This is a genomic window from Eubacterium sp. 1001713B170207_170306_E7, assembly GCF_015547515.1.
In the GTDB taxonomy this organism is placed as follows: Bacteria; Bacillota; Clostridia; order Eubacteriales; family Eubacteriaceae; genus Eubacterium.
The window spans coordinates 891204-912157 of the sequence record NZ_JADMVE010000001.1 but is presented as its reverse complement, the minus strand read 5'-3'; the positions used below and the strand labels follow the sequence as shown (position 1 = coordinate 912157).

The 20954-nt window shown below is 45.5% G+C and carries 22 protein-coding genes and 1 riboswitch; of the genes, 2 read left to right on the top strand and 20 right to left on the bottom strand.

Annotated features, from left to right (window positions below; translation table 11 throughout):
- Positions 1 to 62 precede the first annotated feature (62 nt).
- A complete protein-coding gene (gene zapA / locus I2B62_RS04505) occupies positions 63 to 650 on the top strand; it encodes a cell division protein ZapA (RefSeq protein ID WP_243259406.1) in 588 nt (195 codons plus the stop codon).
- Between the two features lie 45 nt (positions 651 to 695).
- Here the strand turns inward: zapA and lexA are convergent, their stop codons facing one another.
- The 12 genes from lexA to I2B62_RS04445 all read right to left on the bottom strand — a co-directional run bounded on the left by lexA (position 696) and on the right by I2B62_RS04445 (position 11246).
- Complete coding sequence (gene lexA, locus I2B62_RS04500) at positions 696 to 1337, bottom strand: transcriptional repressor LexA (RefSeq protein ID WP_195267759.1); 642 nt, start codon at positions 1335 to 1337, stop codon at positions 696 to 698.
- A gap of 90 nt (positions 1338 to 1427) precedes the next feature.
- Positions 1428 to 2390 carry a tyrosine-type recombinase/integrase gene (locus tag I2B62_RS04495; protein WP_195267758.1) on the bottom strand — a complete coding sequence of 321 codons (963 nt, stop codon included), beginning with the start codon at positions 2388 to 2390 and terminating at the stop codon, positions 1428 to 1430.
- Positions 2391 to 2563: 173 nt separating this feature from the next.
- Positions 2564 to 3283, bottom strand: coding sequence for an NAD(P)H-dependent oxidoreductase (locus tag I2B62_RS04490; RefSeq protein ID WP_195267757.1), 720 nt, complete (start codon positions 3281 to 3283; stop codon positions 2564 to 2566).
- A gap of 5 nt (positions 3284 to 3288) precedes the next feature.
- A complete protein-coding gene (locus I2B62_RS04485) occupies positions 3289 to 3864 on the bottom strand; it encodes a TetR/AcrR family transcriptional regulator (protein WP_195267756.1) in 576 nt (191 codons plus the stop codon).
- Positions 3865 to 4016: 152 nt separating this feature from the next.
- Entirely contained in the window at positions 4017 to 4520 is a 504-nt protein-coding gene (locus I2B62_RS04480; protein ID WP_195267755.1) for an HD domain-containing protein, read from the bottom strand.
- Between the two features lie 141 nt (positions 4521 to 4661).
- Positions 4662 to 5222: an ECF transporter S component gene (locus tag I2B62_RS04475; protein WP_195267754.1), complete on the bottom strand. Its 561-nt coding sequence runs from the start codon at positions 5220 to 5222 to the stop codon at positions 4662 to 4664.
- Between the two features lie 12 nt (positions 5223 to 5234).
- Entirely contained in the window at positions 5235 to 6218 is a 984-nt protein-coding gene (locus I2B62_RS04470) for a nucleoside hydrolase (RefSeq protein ID WP_195267753.1), read from the bottom strand.
- Positions 6219 to 6299: 81 nt separating this feature from the next.
- Positions 6300 to 6344: riboswitch (PreQ1 riboswitch) on the bottom strand.
- A gap of 101 nt (positions 6345 to 6445) precedes the next feature.
- On the bottom strand, positions 6446 to 7780 hold the full coding sequence (gene glmM, locus I2B62_RS04465; RefSeq protein WP_195267752.1) for a phosphoglucosamine mutase: 1335 nt from the start codon (positions 7778 to 7780) through the stop codon (positions 6446 to 6448).
- A gap of 94 nt (positions 7781 to 7874) precedes the next feature.
- Positions 7875 to 8906 carry a tRNA 2-thiouridine(34) synthase MnmA gene (gene mnmA / locus I2B62_RS04460; protein ID WP_195267751.1) on the bottom strand — a complete coding sequence of 344 codons (1032 nt, stop codon included), beginning with the start codon at positions 8904 to 8906 and terminating at the stop codon, positions 7875 to 7877.
- Complete coding sequence (locus I2B62_RS04455) at positions 8907 to 9677, bottom strand: cobalamin biosynthesis protein CobQ (RefSeq protein ID WP_195267750.1); 771 nt, start codon at positions 9675 to 9677, stop codon at positions 8907 to 8909. It lies immediately after the preceding gene.
- Complete coding sequence (locus tag I2B62_RS04450) at positions 9678 to 11027, bottom strand: Mur ligase family protein (protein ID WP_195267749.1); 1350 nt, start codon at positions 11025 to 11027, stop codon at positions 9678 to 9680.
- Between the two features lie 18 nt (positions 11028 to 11045).
- Positions 11046 to 11246 (bottom strand): hypothetical protein, encoded by a 201-nt coding sequence (locus I2B62_RS04445; protein ID WP_195267748.1) that lies wholly within the window; start codon positions 11244 to 11246, stop codon positions 11046 to 11048.
- A gap of 211 nt (positions 11247 to 11457) precedes the next feature.
- On the opposite strand from I2B62_RS04445, the gene ilvA reads away from it, so the two are divergent.
- The gene (gene ilvA / locus I2B62_RS04440) at positions 11458 to 12663 is read left to right on the top strand and encodes a threonine ammonia-lyase (protein ID WP_195267747.1); all 1206 of its coding nucleotides are present in this window, start codon (positions 11458 to 11460) and stop codon (positions 12661 to 12663) included.
- Positions 12664 to 12707: 44 nt separating this feature from the next.
- On the opposite strand, the gene I2B62_RS04435 is transcribed toward ilvA, so the two are convergent.
- From I2B62_RS04435 to I2B62_RS04400, 8 genes are all read right to left on the bottom strand, one after another.
- The gene (locus I2B62_RS04435) at positions 12708 to 14135 is read right to left on the bottom strand and encodes a 5-bromo-4-chloroindolyl phosphate hydrolysis family protein (RefSeq protein WP_195267746.1); all 1428 of its coding nucleotides are present in this window, start codon (positions 14133 to 14135) and stop codon (positions 12708 to 12710) included.
- A 31-nt stretch (positions 14136 to 14166) separates the two neighbouring features.
- Positions 14167 to 15246: an MBL fold metallo-hydrolase gene (locus I2B62_RS04430; RefSeq protein ID WP_195267745.1), complete on the bottom strand. Its 1080-nt coding sequence runs from the start codon at positions 15244 to 15246 to the stop codon at positions 14167 to 14169.
- Positions 15243 to 16253 carry an ion channel gene (locus I2B62_RS04425; protein WP_195267744.1) on the bottom strand — a complete coding sequence of 337 codons (1011 nt, stop codon included), beginning with the start codon at positions 16251 to 16253 and terminating at the stop codon, positions 15243 to 15245. Before I2B62_RS04425 ends, I2B62_RS04430 begins: the two co-directional genes overlap by 4 nt.
- Positions 16254 to 16265: 12 nt before the next feature.
- Positions 16266 to 16547 (bottom strand): GIY-YIG nuclease family protein, encoded by a 282-nt coding sequence (locus I2B62_RS04420; RefSeq protein WP_207735933.1) that lies wholly within the window; start codon positions 16545 to 16547, stop codon positions 16266 to 16268.
- 45 nt (positions 16548 to 16592) lie between these two features.
- Complete coding sequence (locus tag I2B62_RS04415) at positions 16593 to 16760, bottom strand: zinc-ribbon domain-containing protein (protein WP_195267743.1); 168 nt, start codon at positions 16758 to 16760, stop codon at positions 16593 to 16595.
- Between the two features lie 324 nt (positions 16761 to 17084).
- On the bottom strand, positions 17085 to 17720 hold the full coding sequence (locus I2B62_RS04410; protein WP_195267742.1) for a V-type ATP synthase subunit D: 636 nt from the start codon (positions 17718 to 17720) through the stop codon (positions 17085 to 17087).
- 3 nt (positions 17721 to 17723) lie between these two features.
- The gene (locus tag I2B62_RS04405) at positions 17724 to 19133 is read right to left on the bottom strand and encodes a V-type ATP synthase subunit B (protein WP_195267741.1); all 1410 of its coding nucleotides are present in this window, start codon (positions 19131 to 19133) and stop codon (positions 17724 to 17726) included.
- The gene (locus I2B62_RS04400; RefSeq protein WP_195267968.1) at positions 19126 to 20904 is read right to left on the bottom strand and encodes a V-type ATP synthase subunit A; all 1779 of its coding nucleotides are present in this window, start codon (positions 20902 to 20904) and stop codon (positions 19126 to 19128) included. The genes I2B62_RS04405 and I2B62_RS04400 overlap by 8 nt, the downstream gene beginning before the upstream one ends.
- Between the last annotated feature and the right edge of the window lie 50 nt (positions 20905 to 20954).

Sequence of the window (20954 nt, the reverse complement as noted above, 5' to 3'; positions counted from 1 at the left end):
TAAGATTACTTATAATGATAAGAAGAGAACTAATTAATTTTTATATACAGGAGGTAAGTTAATTGCCTGAAGAAAAAAAAGTTGTCGAACTTCGCATATTAGAGAATGATTTTTCTGTAAAAGCTGGGGAAAGTGAGGATTATATCCGTGAAATCGCCACCTTCGTTAATGACGAGCTGACAAAGGTAAAGGAACGCAATCCTTTCACTAACCACATCCGTATTGCGATTCTTGGCTGTATGAACATCACAGAGCTTTTATTTGAAGCTAAAAAAGATGTGATTATCGCTGAGCGTAAGCAGGAGGAAGAAGCCAACAATATCAACCTTGTAAAGGAAGAATTAAAGGCTGCCGGCGAAGAAATCAATGAACTTAAAGAGAGTAAGCTTCAGCTTGTTGAGGAAAAAGAACAGCTCCAAAAAGAAATTGAAGAAAAGAATGAGCTGCTTAACCAATACCGGGAACACCTGAAACAGGCTAAAATTGAAAGTGAATCTAACCGCAAGGCGATTCTTGATCTCCAAAACCAGCTGTTTGAAAGCCAGATTGAACTGGTTAAGGCCAACAAAAAAAATCCTGAGGACACAGATCAGGATACGCTTCAGACAGATATGGAAGCAGAAGCTTCGTCAGACCGTCCGGAATCGTAAAATAAAACCTCCAGTTTACAGACTGGAGGTTTCTTTTTATGGGTTTTACATTTTACGGAGCAGACCGGTTACACGGCCCAGAATCTGAACATCGGTATCCTTTAACTCTCTTGGCTCAAAATTCGGGTTTTGAGGTTTCAGGATAATAATATCCTGATCCCGGAAAAAGGTTTTAACGGTTGCTTCTTCATTTTCAAGAAGAAAGGCAACCACAATATCACCGTCGTTAGCGGTGTTCTGTTTTTTTACAATAATATCGTCCCCGTCTAAAATCCCGGCGTTGATCATACTGGTGCCCTTAACCCTCAGCAGAAAGTGTTCGCCGGTGCCGACGAAGCTCAGGGGAAGGGGAATCTGGTCCATAATATCCTCAGCCGCCAGAATAGGGTCACCAGCGGTGATTTTACCTAAAAGGGGAAGCGTGACCATCTCACGGTCGGTCTGAAAGTTTTCAAGGCCATCGTCATCATCCTTATTAATAACATCGATGGCGCGGGTTTTAAGGGATGTTCGCCGAATATAAGAACGCTGTTCAAGTGTTTTGAGATGAGAGTGTACCGAAGAAGTGGATTTAAAGCCCACAGCCTCGCATATTTCACGGACAGAAGGCGGATACCCACATTCTCTTGTCTGTTTTTTTATAAATTCCAAAATTTGTTTTTGTTTTTCAGTTAAATCTTCATACATTTTTAGATACCCCCAAGTTTGTTGGGTTTATTATAACATAAAAGAAAACAAAAGTAAACATTTGTTCTCGAAAATTAAAGCTACGTTTGTTTATTTTTTATGCCCGGGATTTCGTTTGGCAAGAGGATTCTGATAGATCGCCTCCCGAACATCGTCTATCTCGATATGAGTATAGATTTCTGTAGTAGAAATGCTCTCATGGCCTAAAACTTTTTGAAGCGTACGAATATCGACCTGTCCATATTTATGCATGAGCGTGGCGGCAGTGTGGCGGAGTTTATGAACAGAGATTTTATCCGCGTTCAGACCAGCTTTTAAAACGTATTTTTTTACCATTGACTGTACAGTACGGTTGGAGAGCGGGGTTTTCCGTTTGCTTAAAAATACATAGGGAATTTCGGTATCCTCAGGGCGAACCGCCATATAGGCTTCCAGTGTCTCTACACAGGCGTCGTTAAGCCTTATATTACGCTCTTTATTGCCTTTGCCCACAATATGGATCGTTTCCTCCTGAATATCCTCAATTTTAAGATTTGTCAGTTCAGAAAGCCGTATTCCGCAGTTTAAGAACAATGTGATGATCGCTAGGTCACGCTCATAAAATTCGCCGTCAACGGCGTTTAAAAGGCTCAGCGCCTCATCAAGGGTGAGATAGACCGGATCACGGGATTTAACCTTTGGTATCTCAAGCCTTTGGGTTGGATCTTCCATTTTAGTATCGATGACGGTGGTCAGGTAATGATACAGATTTTTGATGGCAGCGGTTTTTCTTTTGCGGGTCGAATCAATGTTGCTGCGCTTGGAGGTGGAGTAGCTTAGGAAAGCATAAATATCCGGAAGCGTGACCTGCTTTATAATTTTCAGATCCACATCGTTTATGGCAATGGCTTCAAATTCGGCGTCTGAGTCAGCCAACTGAAAGCGTACCTTTAAAAAACGGAAAAACTGCATCAGATCGTTTCGATATGAAATTAATGTGTTTGGTGAAAAGCCTCGAATGGAGAGCAGGTAATCGTCGAGCTCGTCGAGCAGGGCATTGTGTTTGAGGTCCATTTTTATTTTCCTTTCAATAGCTATAATTGCGTATAACGTAGGTTATACGCAATTATAGCAAAAAATATAAAGAAGATCAAGTTTTTTAAGGTTCTCTCGCATCGCTTGTCCGCTTAAAAGATATTCTGCATAAAATATAAAAAGCACGTCACAATTTTGCGCCGTGCTCTTTTTTAAATCTTCCAGGGTCTGGCGCCCTCAAGCCAGCCCTGCGCCGCCCAATATTTTCCATCCAGATATTCGGGGTCGTTTTGATGTAGTGATTTTTGCATCATGCGGCAAAAATAAAATTTCAGCTTTGTGGCTAATTTTGTCCTCGCGGGTTTTGCATAATTGATATGGACAAATTTTTCGGACAAACGATTGATTTTTTGAGTAAACTCAGCCCGTTTTTTCTCAGTAAGACGGTCCCAGACAATATCGCCCATCAGGGCGCCTGTAAAGACACTGATTTTGGATATGCCCCACCAGGAAAGACTGTGTTTAATATCTTTTGCCGCAGATTTTGCGCCCGCGCCCAGACATTGAGTAAGAATAACGGCCCGCTTTCCAAACATTTCTGAAGCGGGACGGTGCGGCATCCAGCGGTAGGCAAAATGGTCCAGAAAAGCTTTCATGGCACCTGTTGTGTGAAAAACATAGGCCGGTGAAGTCATTACGATCAAATCGGCTTTTAAAAGCGCTTTTTCGATGGCGTGTACAGCTTCGGCGTCTTTACAGGTTTGTTCGCCTTTCAGACAGCAGTTTGTACAGCCGTTGCAGAAATGCGGGCAGTCCCTCGGCAGATAATATTCCGTGATCTCAGCGCGCTGTTGAAACGGTGCTAAAAACAGCTCTTTCAGCCGGTAAGTAACGCCGTGTTTTTCGGTTCCGTTTATAACTGTAATGTTCATATAGCCTATATCTCCAAAATATCGTGTAAAACCTGGGCATGGAATAATCTGCGTTTTTCTTTGTCTGTGAGATCAATTCCCTGCAGCTGTAGGATTTCTTTATGTCTTAAAAATATCTGCTGCATTGTCGCAATAAGACAAAATGTTTTTCGTTTCACGGTCATTTCATCCCAATCGGGACAGCAGGCAGAAACCAGCGGCAGATAAGCCAGGTAGGTCCTGCGCGTATTATCATCTTCTTTGGGCATGCTCATATCTGTGAGAATGGAAATTTTTGAAACGGCATCATGCTCAAATAAAAAGGTCAAAGTCATTTCTCCAAGCGTTTCAAGCTTTTTAAAGGGGGTTAGGCCTGTATCTGTTTGCTCACGAATGTACTGAAAATTATCAACGATACCGCTGATCATACGTTTTACGCATAATTCAATTAGCTTGTCCTTATTCCCAAAATGGTAATTGACAAGGCCCAATCCGACATTTGCCTTTTTACAAATTTCCCGTACTGTAATTTCATTCATCTGTTCCCCTTTTTCATTGATAAGAGCGACTGCCGCTTGAATGATGGCTTCTTTATTATCCATTTCCCCCTCCTTGAACAATGTTCAGCTTTATTATACTGAACGTTGTTCAAAAAGTCAACTCACCTGTCTTGCTATAAAGTCTTTGAAAACAAAAAAGAGGACAAGGACATACTTTCCTTACCCTCTTTCCCCCATCTTTTCTGTTTGTGCGTTTAGTCTTCATTGGCTAGAAACATGGTCTCCAAAAAACGGATTCCCGTTTTTGTTTTAAATATGCGGTCACGTATACTTTCTATTTGCGAAGGCTTCATACTGTCCTCATAAATATTTACCAGAAAATCTGCTTCGATGAGCACCTGGTAATCAACGGCCTGGATGCTGCCATATGTATGATGGTTGGCGATCAGAAAGCTGACGCGTTCCATGATTTCATCAGATACGTTATATTTTTTCAACAGGAAACGGGCCACCGGAGGTCCCTCAATTTCCTGGTAATTTCCGGCACTGGAGCCATATTTTTTTACGCTTGGTTTGATCCCTATGTCATGCAGAACAGCCGCAATTTCCAGGGTATCCCGCGTTCTTTCATCTAAACCCTCCTGTTCTGCGATGATTTTTGCAAAGGCATGAACCTTTAAAAAGTGCTGAACACGGCGGGGATTTCCTCTTTCATAGTCAATCATTTCGCTTATTAAATTCTTCAAGATGTCTTTCATTTTTATGCACGTCCTCCTTTATATAAGCATTTTACCATGTACCTTAAAGTCTACCGCTGACCAGCTCTATTGTCAATGAAGCAAAACCAGGAGTATAGGGAAAAAATTGACAAAAAAAGAAAGGCCGGAGCCTTCTTTTTCTCAATAATGCTTTACCAATTTATTTTTTAAGGGAATCGGAATAACCTTAATAATGCCAAAGACGACTGAAAAACAAATAATCTTATCCAACAGATCTGTAATGATCTGAGTTGAAAAAACAGAGGTAATAATGTTAACGCCGGAATTTTTTAAGACGGCGACAATAAAGCTCGACCCTGAAGATGTAACGCCGTTAAACACAAAGGCGACGATCACAGAGGACATAATGGAAACAAACAGAGTTACCAGCACAATGGCCAGTACAGATTTTAATCCCTCGAAACGGCCGGTTTTAAAAAGCAGTCCTGTTGATACGCCAGCCACTACCTGCACCGGTAAAAAGTAAAGGGATACCGGATCAATGGTCGCACCGTTTATCAGTGCGGTCAGGCCTCCGACAACCGCGCCGGCAGCAGGCCCCATCAGCACCGCGGAAAGCAGCGTGCCGATCGAATCCAGATAAACTGGAAGCTTAAGCACCAACGCAGCAAAACAGCCCACAAAATTCAAAACAACGGCCATGGCCATAAAAACAAGCATATTGGTGGTAAGCTTCTTCATAACCGCCACCGCCTATTCATAACCGTATTTCTCATTGGATAAAACCGCAGTAATATCTGATTGATGCTCAGGAAAAAGACGCGTCATAAACATTTCCATAAATGCTCTGGCGTGTACCTGTGTAAGAACAAAACAGTTGGGTTTTTTCTTATAAATATTACCGGCGTCTACCATACTCATCCCAATGGCCTTTCCTTCGGTAACCACGTCCACATAGTAGTCTTTGCCCGAACAAATGGAGGGATCAATAAAGTAAGCGATGGCCAGGGGATCATTGATAACGCAGCCCAGAGTCCGCTCCTGTTCCCAGTGAAAATCCAGATAAAATCGTGTAATATCAACAATGCAATCCGCCACCGGATCCTCAAGCTGGCGCAGCAGCTCGATGTAGTTTGGCGTCAGAACAACTTCCCGGGTGACATCCAGGCCCACCATGGTAATGGGGCGGTCCAACTGGTTCAAAACCATTTCAGCCGCGTCCGGATCAGCCCAGAAATTGAACTCAGCCACCGGCGAACAGTTGCCGTGGCTTTTGAAAGCGCCGCCCATTAAGACAAGCTCATCGAGCCGGCTCAGTACGGCTTTATCAGCCTGTAAGGCCAGAGCCAGATTGGTTAAGGGGCCAATGGCAAGTACAGAAACATGATCCTCGGTTTTTAATGTATTCAAAATAAAGTCGACGGCGCCCTCATGATAACGGACATTTTCGATTTTTTCAAATCTAACGCCGCCCAGCCCATCTTCGCCGTGCGTTTCCTCTGCAACGACCATATCTCTTAAAAGAGGACGTGTCGCGCCGAGATAAACCGGAATATCCAGGCGATCCATAACCTTTAAAATCTGAAGTGCGTTTTCGGCGCACTGATAACCGTTGATATTACCGGATACAATGGTAATGCCTAAAATTTCAAGTTCCGGCGAACGGCATGCCAGCATAATTGCCAGCGCGTCGTCAATCCCCGGATCGCAGTCAATAATTACTTTTCTTTTTGTCATGTTATTTTCTCCTTGGTTAAATTTAACCAGTGGATAAACGCAAAAAGAGCGCACGTGTAACCGTACGCCCTTTATAACGCTCTTTTCCTAGTTTTTTATAGAGGGATGGTTACGAACCTCTCCGTTTTAAAAACGGGTTATATGCAAAATGATTCACTTTGCAGACGGCAACAGCCGTCATTGTGCTTAAGGCTACTATAGCATATTTAAAAGGATTATACAACCTCTTAAGCCAGGCGTTCTTCAATGAGCTTAGCGAGATCTGTGGCGATACGGTTAAGCTCCGATTGATCCTTTCCTTCGATCATGACCCGCACCAGCGGCTCTGTGCCGGATGGGCGGATCAGTACACGTCCCTGACCGTCAAAATGTTTCTCAACCTCCGCTATCCGTTCCTGGATTACTGCATCTGTTAAGTAATCATTTTTAGTTTGATTGGTTACTTTAGCGTTCACCAGCACCTGAGGATAGGATGTCATTAAGGAGGCAAGCTCAGCCGCAGTACGGGTTTCTTCCTTTAAAATGGTTAAAAGAGAGACCGCGGTCAAGAGACCGTCGCCGGTGGTATTATGATCTAATAAAATAACATGGCCGGATTGCTCGCCGCCAAGGTTATAGCCTTCCTTCAGCATTTCCTCCAAAACGTAGCGGTCGCCGACATTTGTTTTTACACTTTTACAGCCGCAGTCCTTTAAAGCAATATCAAGGCCGATATTGCTCATAACGGTCACTACAACCGTGTCCTTATTCAGACGCCCCTCCTGTTTCAGCTTTGCGCCGACCAGATGAAGGATCTTATCACCGTCGATAATGCGGCCTTCATTGTCAACCGCCAGACAACGGTCTGCGTCTCCGTCAAAGGCAATTCCGATATCCGCTTTTTCTGAAAGAACATGCTCGCTGAGTTTGTCAAGGCAGGTGGAACCGTACCCGTCATTGATGTTTTTCCCGTCAGGCTCATGCCCGATCACCACTACATCAGCACCGGAATCAATAAAGAACTTCGGCGCAATGCGGAAGGATGCACCATTAGCGCAGTCCAGTACCATGCGGATACCAGAAAAATCGCAGGCAAATCCCTTTGTGATATGATCTACATATATTTTCTCAGGCTGCTCCAGAGTTTCGACTGAGCCGTCTGCACGATCATTGATCGTGAGCTGGTCAATGATACATTTTTCAATTTGATTTTCTACGTCATCTGAAAGCTTATAGCCATCGCCGTTGAAAAATTTAATCCCGTTAAACTGATAAGGATTATGCGATGCTGAGATGACAATCCCGGCATCTGCGTTAATCTCGCGCGCGATAACCGCCACCGCAGGTGTTGGTATAACGCCTGCCAGTACGACCTTGCCGCCGACGGAGATGATACCATCGGTCAGAGCTTTTTCAAGAGGATCACCCGAAATACGGGTATCCTTGCCGATAACAATTTTAGGATTATGGCTGCCTTCAGAAAGTATATAAGCGCCATAACGTCCAAGCTGATAGGCTAATTCTGTGGTTAATTCCTCACCATAGACACCACGGACACCATCAGTACCAAAAAATTTTCCCATTTCATAACCTCTATTCCATCAATCAAATAAATCAACCTCTATTATAGCTTTAAAACTGAAATAAATCAATTCATTTAAAGGATTTTATAATTTTTTACTTATAATCAATGGTTCCTCCGCCTAAAAGCGTGTCACCATCATAAAATACAGCTGCCTGCCCGGGCATGGGAGCTCGAACCCTTTCATCACATTCCAGATAACCACGGTGGGCATCTGACAGAAAAAGGGTCCCGGAATACAGATAGCCCCAGCGGCAGATTTTAAACTGAACTTTTCCTGCGTATAGGCGGCCTTCAATAAAATGAAGCGCTTTTAAAAAGATTCTTTTCTGGTAAAGCTCTGCTTCCTCGCCGAGAATGACCTCGTTGGATTCTGGGCGTAAAGCCGTAACAACGTATTTTTTTCCGGAGAGTAAAGGAATGCCGCGCTTCTGCCCCACCGTATAATGGTAAAAGCCATTGTGAGTTCCGAGAATACTGCCAAAGCGATCACGAAAACGCCCCTCTGGCATTAAGGGGATTTCTTTTTTTATGAAGCGGCCATAGTTTCCATCCGGAATAAAGCAGATGCCCTGGCTTTCTTCAGACTTTGAAATCCCGATGCCCTGCTCGTTTAGATAAGCACGCACGGCGTCCTTTGATTTAAAGGCACTCAGAGGAAAAATGAGCCGCTTCAGGCATGCCTGATTAAGCGTATAAAGATAATAGCTCTGGTCCTTTCTGGGATCATCGCTGACTTTAATCCGAATATGCCCGTGGGATCTTTCAAGTTTCAGATAGTGACCGGTCGCTATCTGGACGGCCCCTTCTCTATCGGCGTAATCCAAGAGTCCATTAAATTTCATGACCGCGTCACAACGGACACAGGGGTTAGGGGTATAGCCCTTGAGGTAACCAGCGATAAAGGGGTCGATAACCTTTTCCCTGAAATCCTGCCGCTTATCGACATATTCATGCCGGATACCGATTTTTCGGGCCAGAGCGCCAGCTTTTTCGAGAAGCGTTTCATCTCCAAAAAAATCAAAGGTTACGCCTAAAACCTCGTAACCTTTATTTTTTAAAATAAGGGCAGCGGCGGCGCTATCGACACCGCCGCTGAACCCCAAAATTACTTTTCTGTTTTTCATCTATCTTTTACAATTTGTCAGGTACGTTGTTTTTTTCAAAACAAACTGTTTTTTAGTCTCAAAGGACTTTTCCTCAAGGGACATATTGACAGAAAAATCTTCAAGAACAACGTCCTGATTATCTGCAATAATGCGGATAAAGGCTTCTGTCATCCAGGGATTGCAGACAAGCACTGGGCCGAGGGTGTTTGTGAAAACAGCGTTTTTGACCTGAACGCCCTCATTGCGGTCTTTGCCGTTGTTTCCATAGCCGTAGTTCAGCTGCCCAAACGGCTCATCATCACCTGTCAGTTTAAAATCGGCCATCTGAATCTGGTTTCCGATGATTTCCATTTGAGTGCCGTTCAGACTACAGCTGAAATAGAGATCATCGCCGTAAACCGCTTTGTTTTCAGTGGTTTCCACATCAATAATGCCGAGGCCTTTCAAAACACTGCCATCGTCTCTTTGGATTTCGTTGCCCCATAGAGCAATACTGGTTCCTGTGACAAGCATGGGGCGGCCAGCCTGAATAAAGCCGCGGAGCGAAAGGTCATAGGGCTCCAGAAAGTCGATAATGGAGGAAAAAGATGCGATCTCCCCGGGGGAACAGAATAAAAAGTCGTAATCCATCGGGGTAAAATCTTCAGTGTCGAAATCAATTTTCTCAATTTCCACCTCAAAACCTGCGGCTTCACCTATCCGCTTTAGTGCCAGGACATTTCCGCGGTCACCGTGGAGGTAAAGGGAATCGGGAAACATCCACCCGATTTTTAATGTTTTTTCATTCATTTATTTGCCCTCCTCGATGTATTTTTTCATTTTATTAAAGGTTTCAAGCCATGTAATCAGGTAAATATTAGAAGTATCCGCTTTTTCAATTTCTTCAAAAATTGTCTCGATATCATCGGTATCCTTAATGGCGATTTTTTCAGCCTCAACGCCTTCATAAATTAACCGGTTGGCAGTATCATAGCAAACATTTTGTGAAAAACAAAAATATTTTTCAACATTTGATTCTGCAAGCGGCTTAAAGTCGCAGTCAAAGCTGTAAAAGGTGTTGGTATAAAAAGGGATAAAATCTGAGACCGCGTAGAAACCAAAGCAGACCATTTTGGCTTCCTGATCCGAAGCCATGATGTTTAAGGCACTCTGGAGGGTATCCGGATTTTCCTGCTTGATGCGCATATACTTAATGGTTTTATCCTTGTAGTGAAGCACCTCAAAACGGCCGCCAATGTTTTTAAAGGATTTAAAGGCCGGGACTGCCTCCTTGACGGAAACGCCTGCAAAGCGTTCACAGAGCGCCAGAGCACCGCTGTAATTGTACAGCATAAACGGCAGATCATAAGGCATATTAAAGGTCTCATCCTCAACCGTGAAGGTCTTGTTTTCAAAGTCAACATCCTTCACAGCGTAGTGCGGCGCCGCTTCGCTGGAATAACCGCAGTTCGTACAGGTAAACGGCCCAACGCTGTCGATGGTGTAATAGTCAAAATCAATTTTATGGTAACATTTTGGACAGGCACAGGTTGGATAGGTTTCGTCCTTCTCAAAGGATTCAGAATGCTTTTCCACGCCATAATAAGTGACATGGTCCGTAAAGCGTTCAAAGGATTTTGTCCTTGGCTCCTCGTTATTTAAGTATAAGTGCATTTTAGGATTCATAAAAGAGGTGAGCTTACGATAGATAAAATCCGGGTCGCCGTTGCGCTGAACCTGATCCTTCTGCAGATTCGTGATTAACATATTTTCTGCGGGAAGCTGATCATAGATGAGCGGTAGATAACGCTCATCTGTTTCAAAGACAAAATAGTCTGCCTTGAGCTTTCCGGTCATTGTCGATTCTTTTGCCAGAATCGTCGCGATACCAGGCAGTAAATTAGCTCCCTCCAGGTTTGATACAACGGTTTTTCCGTTTTCTCTTAAAATGTGCGTCACCAGATTGGTGGTGCTCGATTTACCATTGGTTCCTGTAATAAAAACAACCTTGGAATAGTCGATCCCCTTGAAATGCTCGACCATTCTGGGGTCTACCTTTAAGGCCTTCTCTCCGGAAAGGTTAGACCCTCTCCCCTTGCTGACAAGATTGATGAGGCCGTTAATGGCTTTAGCGTACCATAACGCCAAATAAAACTTCATACTTGTTCCTCCGTTAAACTAATCGTTAAAATATTGGTTAATGCGAGATAAATCATCTTTATTGAAATCAGATACTAAAACTTCATGACGCTCCAGGTCCACTTTATATCCTTCTTTAATAGGTGCTTCATAGTTTGAGACAGGCTCGTTAACAAAAATACCATCCTCACGCTCAACGATGGCCGTTGTACCTTCAATCCGGTCTACAATACCAGTCATGATGATTCCTCCTGTTTCATACTCTGTTTTAAGACAGACGTACTGTTTCAGCCTCTGGACCACAGGTATCCAGTTTGACTTCAACTATAAAATTATAATATAAGGCAGCGCATAAGTCCAATCATATTTCCAAACTTCTTGACAAAAAAATACACAAAGGGTATATTAGCAGTTAACAACTTAAAAACGAATGATTTAAGAGAGGAAAACCATGCTGACACTTGACAAAATTTATCATGCTTCGTACACTTTAAAAAAAGTGATCCGTCCAACCGATTTGATTTATGCGCCTGGCATTAAATCGGATGGAAAAATTTATTTAAAAACCGAAAATCTTCAGGTGACTGGCTCCTTCAAGGTGCGGGGTGCTTATTATAAAATTTCACAATTAACAAAGGCGGAAAAGGAAAAAGGCGTCATTGCCTGTTCCGCTGGAAATCATGCCCAGGGCGTGGCACTGGCCGCGACTAAAAACGGTATTAAATCGTTGATATGCCTGCCGGACGGCGCGCCTATTTCAAAGGTTGAGGCGACAAAGCACTATGGCGCGGATGTCTGCCTTGTGGAAGGCGTCTATGATGACGCTTATCAGAAGGCTCTGGAGCTTCAGCAGGAAATGGGCTATACCTTTATTCATCCCTTTGACGATGAAAACGTCATTGCAGGTCAGGGTACCATTGGCCTTGAACTGCTGGACCAGCTTCCGGATATGGACGCTGTGATTGTACCCATTGGCGGCGGCGGGCTGATTTCCGGCATTGCCTTTGCCATCAAGTCTTTGAATCCGAACATCAAGGTTTATGGTGTCCAGGCCAGCGGGGCCCCCAGCATGCTCAATTCCATTGCGGATCAACAGATCGAACGTCTGGCTGAGGTATCGACCATCGCAGACGGTATTGCGGTAAAGGAACCAGGACAGCATACCTTTGAGATTTGCAGGCAATATGTGGATGAGATCGCCACGGTCACGGACGATGAAATCTCGACGGCCATTCTCACCCTTATCGAACAGCAGAAGCTGATTACCGAAGGCGCCGGCGCTGTATCTGTTGCAGCAGCTCTGTTTAATAAGTTTCCTATCAAGGGAAAGAAGGTTGTCTGTTTATTGTCTGGCGGCAATATTGATGTCACAATCCTTTCGCGGGTTATCAAACGCGGTCTCTTGAAATCAGGCCGTACCTGCTCATTAAACATTGAACTGGTCGATAAACCCGGGCAGCTCAAGGGCGTATCCGCCATTATTGCAGATATGGGCGGGAATGTCGTTTCCATTCATCATGAACGTGCCAGTGAAAATGCGGACGTGAACGGCTGTTACCTCCGGATCGAGCTTGAAACAAGAAATTATGACCATATCCACCAAATTGAAAATGCCCTCAAGGATGCCGGCTATCGTTTGAAGGATAATTTGCAGTAAATAAAAAAGCACTGGAAGGCTCAGAGGCTTCAGTGCTTCTTTTTTTATTTCCTGTCTGTCAATCCATGACTTTCAAACAGAGATAAAAGTGAGTCGATGTCTGAATGGAGGTCGATGGTGGTGTTTTGCTCAAACTGGCTGATATAGTTTCGGAAAGCCTCGATGATCGTGTCAAAGCTGGCTTCAATTTTTTCCCGTGCCTGTCTGTTTTCCTCAGTCTCCCCGGCAGGCTGGCTGAGGTTATTATAGGAGCGCACAATATCCAAGGTCATGGGCAGGTAGTTGATCTCAAATGAAAAATGATATTCCTTGGGATTTTCGGTCATATGCCCCATGATTTTTTCCGTAAGGCCTTTGATGGTTTTAAGCTTTTCTGAAATTTCAGGGCTTTCGGTATTTTGGATGGCTGTGTCCAGACAATCGGTCGCTTCCTTTAAAAGCTTCTTTTGTTCCAGAACCCGCTTTTTATCAGCAGAGAGGCTGTCCGATAAAATCTCGTCTGAAAACAGCTCTGGACAAAGCTTATCCGTGTTTTCGTTATAATAGTTTAGAACAGCGGTTTCACTGAGCGTTTCACCGGCCGCCGCGGCCTTAGAGGGTTCGTTCTCTCCCGTCGGTACAAGGCCATCTTTGAGCTTAAAATCAATGATCTTTTTAAGCGCCTCCTGTTCAGCTTTTTTAAGTGAGACGGCTGCTTTTCCCCGGTCATTGACCAGTGCAAAATTGTGCTGGCTGTTAAAGCCGTCGGGATAAACCGTGTTTTTTATGGTTGTTTCTGACGCTTTAATAAAAGCCAGCGGCTCCGGTGTAAAATCGCCGGGAGCTGTTTCGGCATAACCTATGAGTCCTTTCTGGGTTTTAACAAGATAGTATGCGTTGATATAGTACAAAAGCCAGGAAAAAGCCGTATCCGAGTGCTCGGGACAATGCTTTCTGATAACCTCAGCGCAGCCCTCTGCGGAAGGGTTTTTCACCTCAGGATCCAGTACCGGGTTGCTGCTCAGGTCGATGAACAGATTTCTTTCCTTATCGCGGTACTGTTTGACAAGCTCAGGCACAGCGGCAAAGCGGTTATCGGATAAATCCAGCATATAGGCGTAAAGGTTGAGGATGAAGCCGCCTTTATACTTGTTATTCAGCCGGGTCACATCCTCGAGACTGAACGGGATTTCCTGAATAAGGTTGTGGCTCAGATCGGCTTCCTGGAGCTTGAATAAATACTCCATTCCCTCCAATGAGCGGATCTCCATTCCAGAGGCTTTTAAGCTGTGAACCTCCTTTAAATCATCAATGGTAACCGCTTCGTTTATATTTGACAGCTTTTTTCCTGCGCGTTTGTTAAGCTCATTTAATACGCTGTGCGCAAGATTGACGTCCGGGAAAATTTCACCGAGCGGCACAGGGCGGTTTAAATCCAGTTTTCCAGGCTTATAGGGGGCGTTACCGCCAAATAGTTTTTTAAAGATACCCATGTTTTCTATTCCTTTCCTCGTCTCAAACTGCTCAGGGCCGGCAGGTTCCGCAGGGCGTGTAGCCCTGACTCACCGCGTCATCACGAGTCTCGAAGATGGTCTGGTTTTCTGCCTTTGGCAGCCCGCTGCATTTTGAAAGATGAAATTTTTTTGTTTTTTTATTTCCGATATAGATTGCAGCGTCCGCCGGGGTCACAGAGGCTTCGGCCGTTGGTGCTGTGGTTTCTTCAAGCGTTCCGCTGTTTTGCGTGATAAAGCTGATGCCCTGGCCGTTGCTGATGGCCACCACATTCCCCTCCTGGTCTGTTCGGAAAACCGTTTTATTTTTCAGCTTGCTCATGGTGCTTTTGTTGGGATGGCCATAAGCGTTATCCCTGCCGACACTGATCACCGCATACTGTGGGTTTACAATGGAAAGGAAAAGCTCTCCGGTGGAGGTATCGCTTCCATGATGTCCCACCTTCAGAACATCACTTTTAAGATTTAAGCCCGCCTGGGCCACTGCATCCTGTTCATCCTCAGCCTCTCCGTCGCCGGTAAATAAAAAGGAGGTGTCGCCATAGGTTACTTTGGTGATGGGCGAGTAATCATTGAGCTCTGTATAGCTTTTTCCCTCGACTGGCGAAAAAAGCTCAATGGAAAGGGCATCTCCTGCCGGAATATGTACGCCGGCGTGAGCGGCATTGGCTTTCAGACCTTTTTCGCTTACACTTTTCATAAAGCTTTCAAACAGCTGTGTATTATGCGCCACCTTTGGCAAATAGATACTTTCTACCGTATGGTTCTTCAGAATTTTTTCAGCCGAGCCCATATGGTCGCTATGCGGATGGGTGATCAGCATGACGTCAAGCTTTTCAACCTTCTGGGCTCTCAGATAAGTGTTGATCGTTTCGTAGTTTTCCGGGTTTCCGGTATCAATCAGAATATTTTTATTGTCTGGCGTCTGGATCAGGGTACAGTCCCCTTGTCCCACATCAATATAGTGGACCCTCAGTGTTCCCTCTGCGTCGATGACGAGTCCAGGATCCTCCTTGAGCGCAGAGCATCCAAATACCGAAAAAACAAGAAAGGCTGCTGCCAGCAGCAATGCCGCAATTTTATGTTTTGTCAAGATTCCTCCTCTTTTTTAATGGTTTCATCAATCAGTTTTTCACTGGCGTCATCTTCCGTGGCTTGTTTTTCCCGATTTTGCTGACCGATGCTGTAAGCCCCGGAGATAATCGCGCCGACAAAACAGGCTGTGCTGAATATGCTGGTAACCGAAATAACAATGGCTGTAAACTGGCTGTAAAACATGCCTTCCACGCGCACCGGATAAATATCTCCGTAGCCGATGGTCGAAAAGGATACAAACAGGTAATAGAGCAGATCCAGATAGTCCAGGGACCGCTCTGTGGCGTGCTGGAAGAAAAAGGGATTGGTTTTCCAGCAGCTATAGATCATTAAGTAAAGAATTCCAAGCTCACAGCCCATCAGTGCGCCCATGCCCTTTATGATACCAAAGGCCTCACGGTTTCTGCGCCGCTCATTGGTGGGCTTCATTAAAATATTGGGATTGATGATCGCGCGGATCATAACTGAAAAGCACAAAAACAGAGCAAAAAGAAGCCCGATAAAGGTTAAAAGAAGGCTTGGACGGGATACAAAGGTGGCAAAATAGACAAAAGAATGCCCAAGCAGCAGGTAAAAAATAACATCGACATACCGGCTGACCATATCGTCCTCAAATTGATCCAGTCCCACAAAAAGCTTTTGCACAAAATACATGATGACGATAAAAATAATGAAGGTCGCAACGAGCCCCAGAACCTCACGAAGGGTTACCATATGGCTCATGGAGATGGCGATAACCGAAATAATCAGAAGCAAGGCGTTTACAGTCAGAAGACCATGACGGTCATAATAGCGGGTTAATTTCAGGAGGTACCGCCGTACCGGGCGGATTCGTGTTCCTGCTTCCATATTTTTACGCAAAAGTGCTTTGTAGTGTTCCCTGTTAATATATAAAAAAACCTCAAACAGAAAAAGGCAGAGGACAAAAATATCATAAAAAATCAGAATGGCGTTGCCGTTTGCCAGAGTCTGATGCACAGTCAGATCGTTTACTACATTATCCATTCCAGTACCTCTCTAAAATTTTTTAATGAGCTCCAGTTTTTGTTTACGGGTGAGGTTTTTGATCGCGGCTTCGCGCCGCAGCGCGTCGCCCTTGTTGTCAAACACCTCTTTGTATACCAGCTCCACCGGATTACGCCCTTTTGTATATTTCGCGCCCTTACCGCTGTTGTGGGCTTTCAGGCGTTTCTCAATATCGGTTGTCCAACCCGTGTATAAGCTGTTATCCTTACATTTTAATATATACACGTAGTGTTTGTCCATAAACAGTATGCCATCCTTAACGATAATTTTCATTAAAAAAGATCCCCGCAGGGATCTTAAATTCCATTTGAGACAGTCCTAAAATTCATTTCTTGGTCTTCTGGTTGTCTGTTTTCTTTTAGCTCTGCATTCTTTACATCTTTTAGGTTCGTTATCGAAGCCTTTTTCTTTGTAAAATTCCTGTTCACCAACAGTGAATACAAATTCAGAACCACAATCCTGACAAACTAAAGTTTTATCTTCCATTGTGTCTAGTTACCTCCATTTAAAATTTCTTGTACAGGGTCTGATTCAGTTCTTTAAATGGAGTAGATGTTTCAGGACATGGTAACCATTTGAAATTTATGTAATCATTACTATACTATGTGTTTATTATACACTAATTATTTGTTATTTGTAAAGCGATTTCTACCGGAAATGTGTTAATTTTACATTTTATGTTTTGGCTTTTTAAAGAGCACGGCACAGAATTGTGCTGTGCCTGTGAGGCATATAAAGTAAAAAAGCGGTTACTGCATAACGCTATGCAATAACCACTTTTATAAAAAACAAACTTAATTACGAAACGTATTAATTTTGATTCTCCGCTACCATCATTTCCTTAACCTTCATCAAACGGGTGATGTTTCCACGCTCGTTATCTTCCAGCTTCATGGTAATGTACTTGATGGTTTCCAGCATTTCCGGAATCATGACGTGCTCCAGTGCGTTGACACGGCGTCTGGTCTTTTCAATTTCATCGGCCAGCATGTTACAGGTTTTTTCAACCTCTGCCAGCTCGATAAGCAGCGGTAAAAGCGCTGCCATATCCAGCACCGCACCGTCCAGCTCGCCTGAGGTAAAGGCAAAGCCGTAGGGCAGATCTGTACCGCCTTCGATGGCTGTGTACTTGATGGTCGGCACATCCACATTCATGATGTTCTGTTTTCCAAGCTCAATGGTCGCTTCACGGGCCGGGCACAGGAGTGCTTCGGTTACCGCTGCCTCGCCCATTCTGGCGCCGGCAATGGCAAAACGGCCCATGGCAGCGCCAAGCTGCGCTTCAATTTCTTCCCGGAGTTCTTTGTTTCTGCGGATATATCCCATAAAACGCCTTACCATTTCGTCCCGTTTATCCTTTAAGAGCTTATGACCTCTGGTGGCTGTTTTAAGCCTTTTCTTGAGACGGGTCAGCTCCATCCGGGTAGGATTTACACGAATAGCCATGGCTTATTCCTCCTCGTCTGTGATATCGTCGTCTTCACTTAGCGGAGAGGGAATGTACTCATCAATATATTCGTCCTTAATACGTTTGAGCTCTGTGCGCGGCAGGATAGACAAAAGCTCCCAGCCGATAGCCAGGGTTTCTTCGATGGTCCGGTTGGTCTCGAAGCCCTGGGATACATAGCGTTCTTCAAACTCTGTGGCAAAACGGGCGTAGATTTTATCGACGTCGGATAAGGCGGCGTCCCCGAGGATAACAGCCAGCTCCTTCGCGTCCTTACCACGGGCGTAGGCTGAGAACAGCTGGTTCATGGTATCGGCGTGATCCTTACGGGTCTTGCCTTCCCCGATCCCCTTGTCCTTCAGACGGCTGAGCGATGGCAGTACGTCGATCGGAGGCTCGATCCCCCTTCTGTACAGATCTCTGGATAAGATAATCTGGCCTTCGGTGATGTACCCGGTTAAGTCAGGAATCGGGTGCGTTTTATCATCTTCAGGCATGGAAAGGATTGGAATCTGTGTGATGGAGCCTTTTTTACCGCGCATACGGCCGGCGCGTTCATATAGGGTCGCGAGGTCTGTATACAGGTAGCCTGGATAGCCGCGGCGGCCCGGTACTTCTTTACGGGCAGCGGAGACTTCTCGCAGGGCTTCGGCATAATTGGTAATATCGGTTAAGATTACCAGAACCTGCATGTCCAGCTCATAAGCCAGATATTCGGCACAGGTAATGGCCATACGCGGTGTGGAAATACGTTCGACCGCCGGGTCGTTGGCGTAGTTCATAAAGAGCACCGCACGTTCGATCGCGCCTGTACGCCGGAAATCCTTAACGAAAAAGTCTGCTTCTTCAAAGGTGATCCCGATAGCGGCAAAGACAACGGCAAAGCCTTCGTCATTGTCAAGAACGCGTGCCTGACGGGCAATCTGAGCCGCCAGCTGCGCATGTGGCAGACCCGAGCCGGAGAATACCGGCAGCTTCTGTCCACGAACCAAGGTGTTCAGGCCATCGATGGCAGAAACCCCTGTTTGGATAAATTCGGCAGGATAGTCACGGGCAACCGGATTCATTGGCGAACCGTTAATGTCCAGCTTCTTTTCCGGAATAATTTCAGGACCGCCGTCGGTTGGGCGTCCCATACCGTCAAATACACGGCCAAGCATGTCCTTGCTCACGCCGAGCTCAATACCATGGCCCTGGAAACGGACCTTGGAATTGGAGATTCTCAGGCCCTGGGAGCTCTCATAGAGCTGTACCATGGCTTTGTCGCCATTGACCTCAAGGACCTTACCAAGGCGTTTTTCACCATCGGCCTGTTCGATTTCGACCAGCTCGTCGTATTTTACACCTTCTACATGGTCGACCAGCATCAATGGGCCGACGACTTCACTAATGGTTTTGTACTCTTTATTCATCGTCACCACTTCCTTCCATCAGTGCTAAGAATTCTGCTTCCATTTCGGCGGCAATGGCCGGGAAGCGCTCTTCCTTCTGGTCTTCCGGCACGTATTTCATACGGGCAATTTTTTCTCGGATATCCATGGTGATGATCTTGGCAAAGGGCACGTTCATTTCAAGGGCGGCAACGCCTTTTTCGTACCAGGCCAGAATCATGCTGAGCATGGCATACTGTTTTTCAAGTGAAGAATAGGTATCGACATCGTCAAAAGCGGACTGATGCAGGTAATCCTCACGGATGGACTGGGCACATTCCAGTGTCAGACGGTCCTTGAAGCCCAGGGCGTCTACCCCGACAAGACGGACGATTTCATCCAGCTCGGCTTCTTCCTGAAGGATCTGCATGGTCTGGCGAACATGGACAGACCAGTCGGTTTCGACAGATTTGTCAAAATAAACATTCATTTTGTCACTGTACAGAGAGTAGCTCTGCAGCCAGTCAATGGCCGGGAAGTGACGTTTGTACGCCAGGTTGGCGTTCAGGCTCCAGAATACCTTAACGATACGCAGGGTTGCCTGGGATACCGGCTCGGAGATGTCACCACCCGGAGGCGATACAGCCCCGATGGCCGAAATTGCGCCGTAACGATCTTCTGAGCCAAGACATCTGACAAAGCCTGCACGTTCGTAGAATTCTGCCAGTCTGGAGGAAAGATAAGCCGGGTAGCCTTCTTCACCAGGCATTTCTTCAAGACGGCCGGACATTTCACGGAGGGCTTCGGCCCAGCGCGATGTGGAGTCGGCCATAATTGCCACCTTATAGCCCATATCACGGAAGTATTCCGCAATTGTGATACCTGTATAGATCGACGCTTCACGGGCGGCTACGGGCATATCTGAGGTATTCGCGATGAGAACCGTACGCTTCATCAGGGACAGGCCGGTACGCGGGTCATGCAGTTCCGGGAATTCCATCAGAACGTCCGTCATTTCATTTCCACGTTCGCCACAGCCGATGTAGACAATAATGTCGGCGTCGGCCCATTTGGCCAGCTGATGCTGTACAACGGTTTTACCGGAGCCGAACGGTCCCGGAATAGCGGCAATACCACCCTTGGCGATTGGGAACAGCGTATCGATGACGCGCTGTCCGGTGACCATGGGTTCATCGGGTGCGATTTTTTCTGTATAGGGACGGCCGCGTCGTACCGGCCAGCTTCTGAGCATGGGCACTTCCACGATTTCTCCGTCCTTCTTTTTAATTTTTGCAATGGGTTCGACAATATTGGCTTCGCCGTCAAAAATCCACTCAACTGTTCCTTCCAGTTTTGGCGGCATCATAATCTTCTGAAGCACTGCCGGTGTTTCCTGGACGGTACCGATCACATCGCCGGGCTTTAACACATCGCCCTTCTGGCAGGCCGGTACAAAGGGCCATTTCTTTTCGCGGTCAAGCTTGGGAACGTCAATCCCTCTGCTGATACGGTCTCCGGATTCGTTGTAAATGGTGGTCAGCGGTCTCTGGATACCGTCAAAGATACTTTCGATCAGGCCAGGGGCCAAATCAACGGACAGGGGCTCGCCTGTCACATATACGGGTTCGCCTGGGCCTAAGCCGGCGGTTTCTTCATATACCTGGATAGAGGCTCTGTCACCTCTTAATTCAATTACTTCACCAATGAGTCGTTTTTCACTGACTCGGACAACGTCAAACATCTGAACATCGGCTAGTCCGGTCGCTACAATCAGCGGACCGGCAACCTTGACAATTGTCCCTACTTGCTTCATGGTTGATTGTTCATTGGGCTGAATCATCGTTCTATCCACCCCTTTCTATA

What these genes read in the sequence shown, in the direction of transcription:
- lexA (WP_195267759.1), bottom strand. Translation starts at nt 1,337, where the DNA reads ATGTATGAAGATTTAACTGAAAAACAAAAACAAATTTTGGAATTTATA.
- I2B62_RS04495 (WP_195267758.1), bottom strand. Translation starts at nt 2,390, where the DNA reads ATGGACCTCAAACACAATGCCCTGCTCGACGAGCTCGACGATTACCTG.
- I2B62_RS04490 (WP_195267757.1), bottom strand. Translation starts at nt 3,283, where the DNA reads ATGAACATTACAGTTATAAACGGAACCGAAAAACACGGCGTTACTTAC.
- I2B62_RS04485 (WP_195267756.1), bottom strand. Translation starts at nt 3,864, where the DNA reads ATGGATAATAAAGAAGCCATCATTCAAGCGGCAGTCGCTCTTATCAAT.
- I2B62_RS04480 (WP_195267755.1), bottom strand. Translation starts at nt 4,520, where the DNA reads ATGAAAGACATCTTGAAGAATTTAATAAGCGAAATGATTGACTATGAA.
- I2B62_RS04475 (WP_195267754.1), bottom strand. Translation starts at nt 5,222, where the DNA reads ATGAAGAAGCTTACCACCAATATGCTTGTTTTTATGGCCATGGCCGTT.
- I2B62_RS04470 (WP_195267753.1), bottom strand. Translation starts at nt 6,218, where the DNA reads ATGACAAAAAGAAAAGTAATTATTGACTGCGATCCGGGGATTGACGAC.
- glmM (WP_195267752.1), bottom strand. Translation starts at nt 7,780, where the DNA reads ATGGGAAAATTTTTTGGTACTGATGGTGTCCGTGGTGTCTATGGTGAG.
- mnmA (WP_195267751.1), bottom strand. Translation starts at nt 8,906, where the DNA reads ATGAAAAACAGAAAAGTAATTTTGGGGTTCAGCGGCGGTGTCGATAGC.
- I2B62_RS04455 (WP_195267750.1), bottom strand. Translation starts at nt 9,677, where the DNA reads ATGAATGAAAAAACATTAAAAATCGGGTGGATGTTTCCCGATTCCCTT.
- I2B62_RS04450 (WP_195267749.1), bottom strand. Translation starts at nt 11,027, where the DNA reads ATGAAGTTTTATTTGGCGTTATGGTACGCTAAAGCCATTAACGGCCTC.
- I2B62_RS04445 (WP_195267748.1), bottom strand. Translation starts at nt 11,246, where the DNA reads ATGACTGGTATTGTAGACCGGATTGAAGGTACAACGGCCATCGTTGAG.
- ilvA (WP_195267747.1), top strand. Translation starts at nt 11,458, where the DNA reads ATGCTGACACTTGACAAAATTTATCATGCTTCGTACACTTTAAAAAAA.
- I2B62_RS04435 (WP_195267746.1), bottom strand. Translation starts at nt 14,135, where the DNA reads ATGGGTATCTTTAAAAAACTATTTGGCGGTAACGCCCCCTATAAGCCT.
- I2B62_RS04425 (WP_195267744.1), bottom strand. Translation starts at nt 16,253, where the DNA reads ATGGATAATGTAGTAAACGATCTGACTGTGCATCAGACTCTGGCAAAC.
- I2B62_RS04420 (WP_207735933.1), bottom strand. Translation starts at nt 16,547, where the DNA reads ATGAAAATTATCGTTAAGGATGGCATACTGTTTATGGACAAACACTAC.
- I2B62_RS04415 (WP_195267743.1), bottom strand. Translation starts at nt 16,760, where the DNA reads ATGGAAGATAAAACTTTAGTTTGTCAGGATTGTGGTTCTGAATTTGTA.
- I2B62_RS04410 (WP_195267742.1), bottom strand. Translation starts at nt 17,720, where the DNA reads ATGGCTATTCGTGTAAATCCTACCCGGATGGAGCTGACCCGTCTCAAG.
- I2B62_RS04405 (WP_195267741.1), bottom strand. Translation starts at nt 19,133, where the DNA reads ATGAATAAAGAGTACAAAACCATTAGTGAAGTCGTCGGCCCATTGATG.
- I2B62_RS04400 (WP_195267968.1), bottom strand. Translation starts at nt 20,904, where the DNA reads ATGAAGCAAGTAGGGACAATTGTCAAGGTTGCCGGTCCGCTGATTGTA.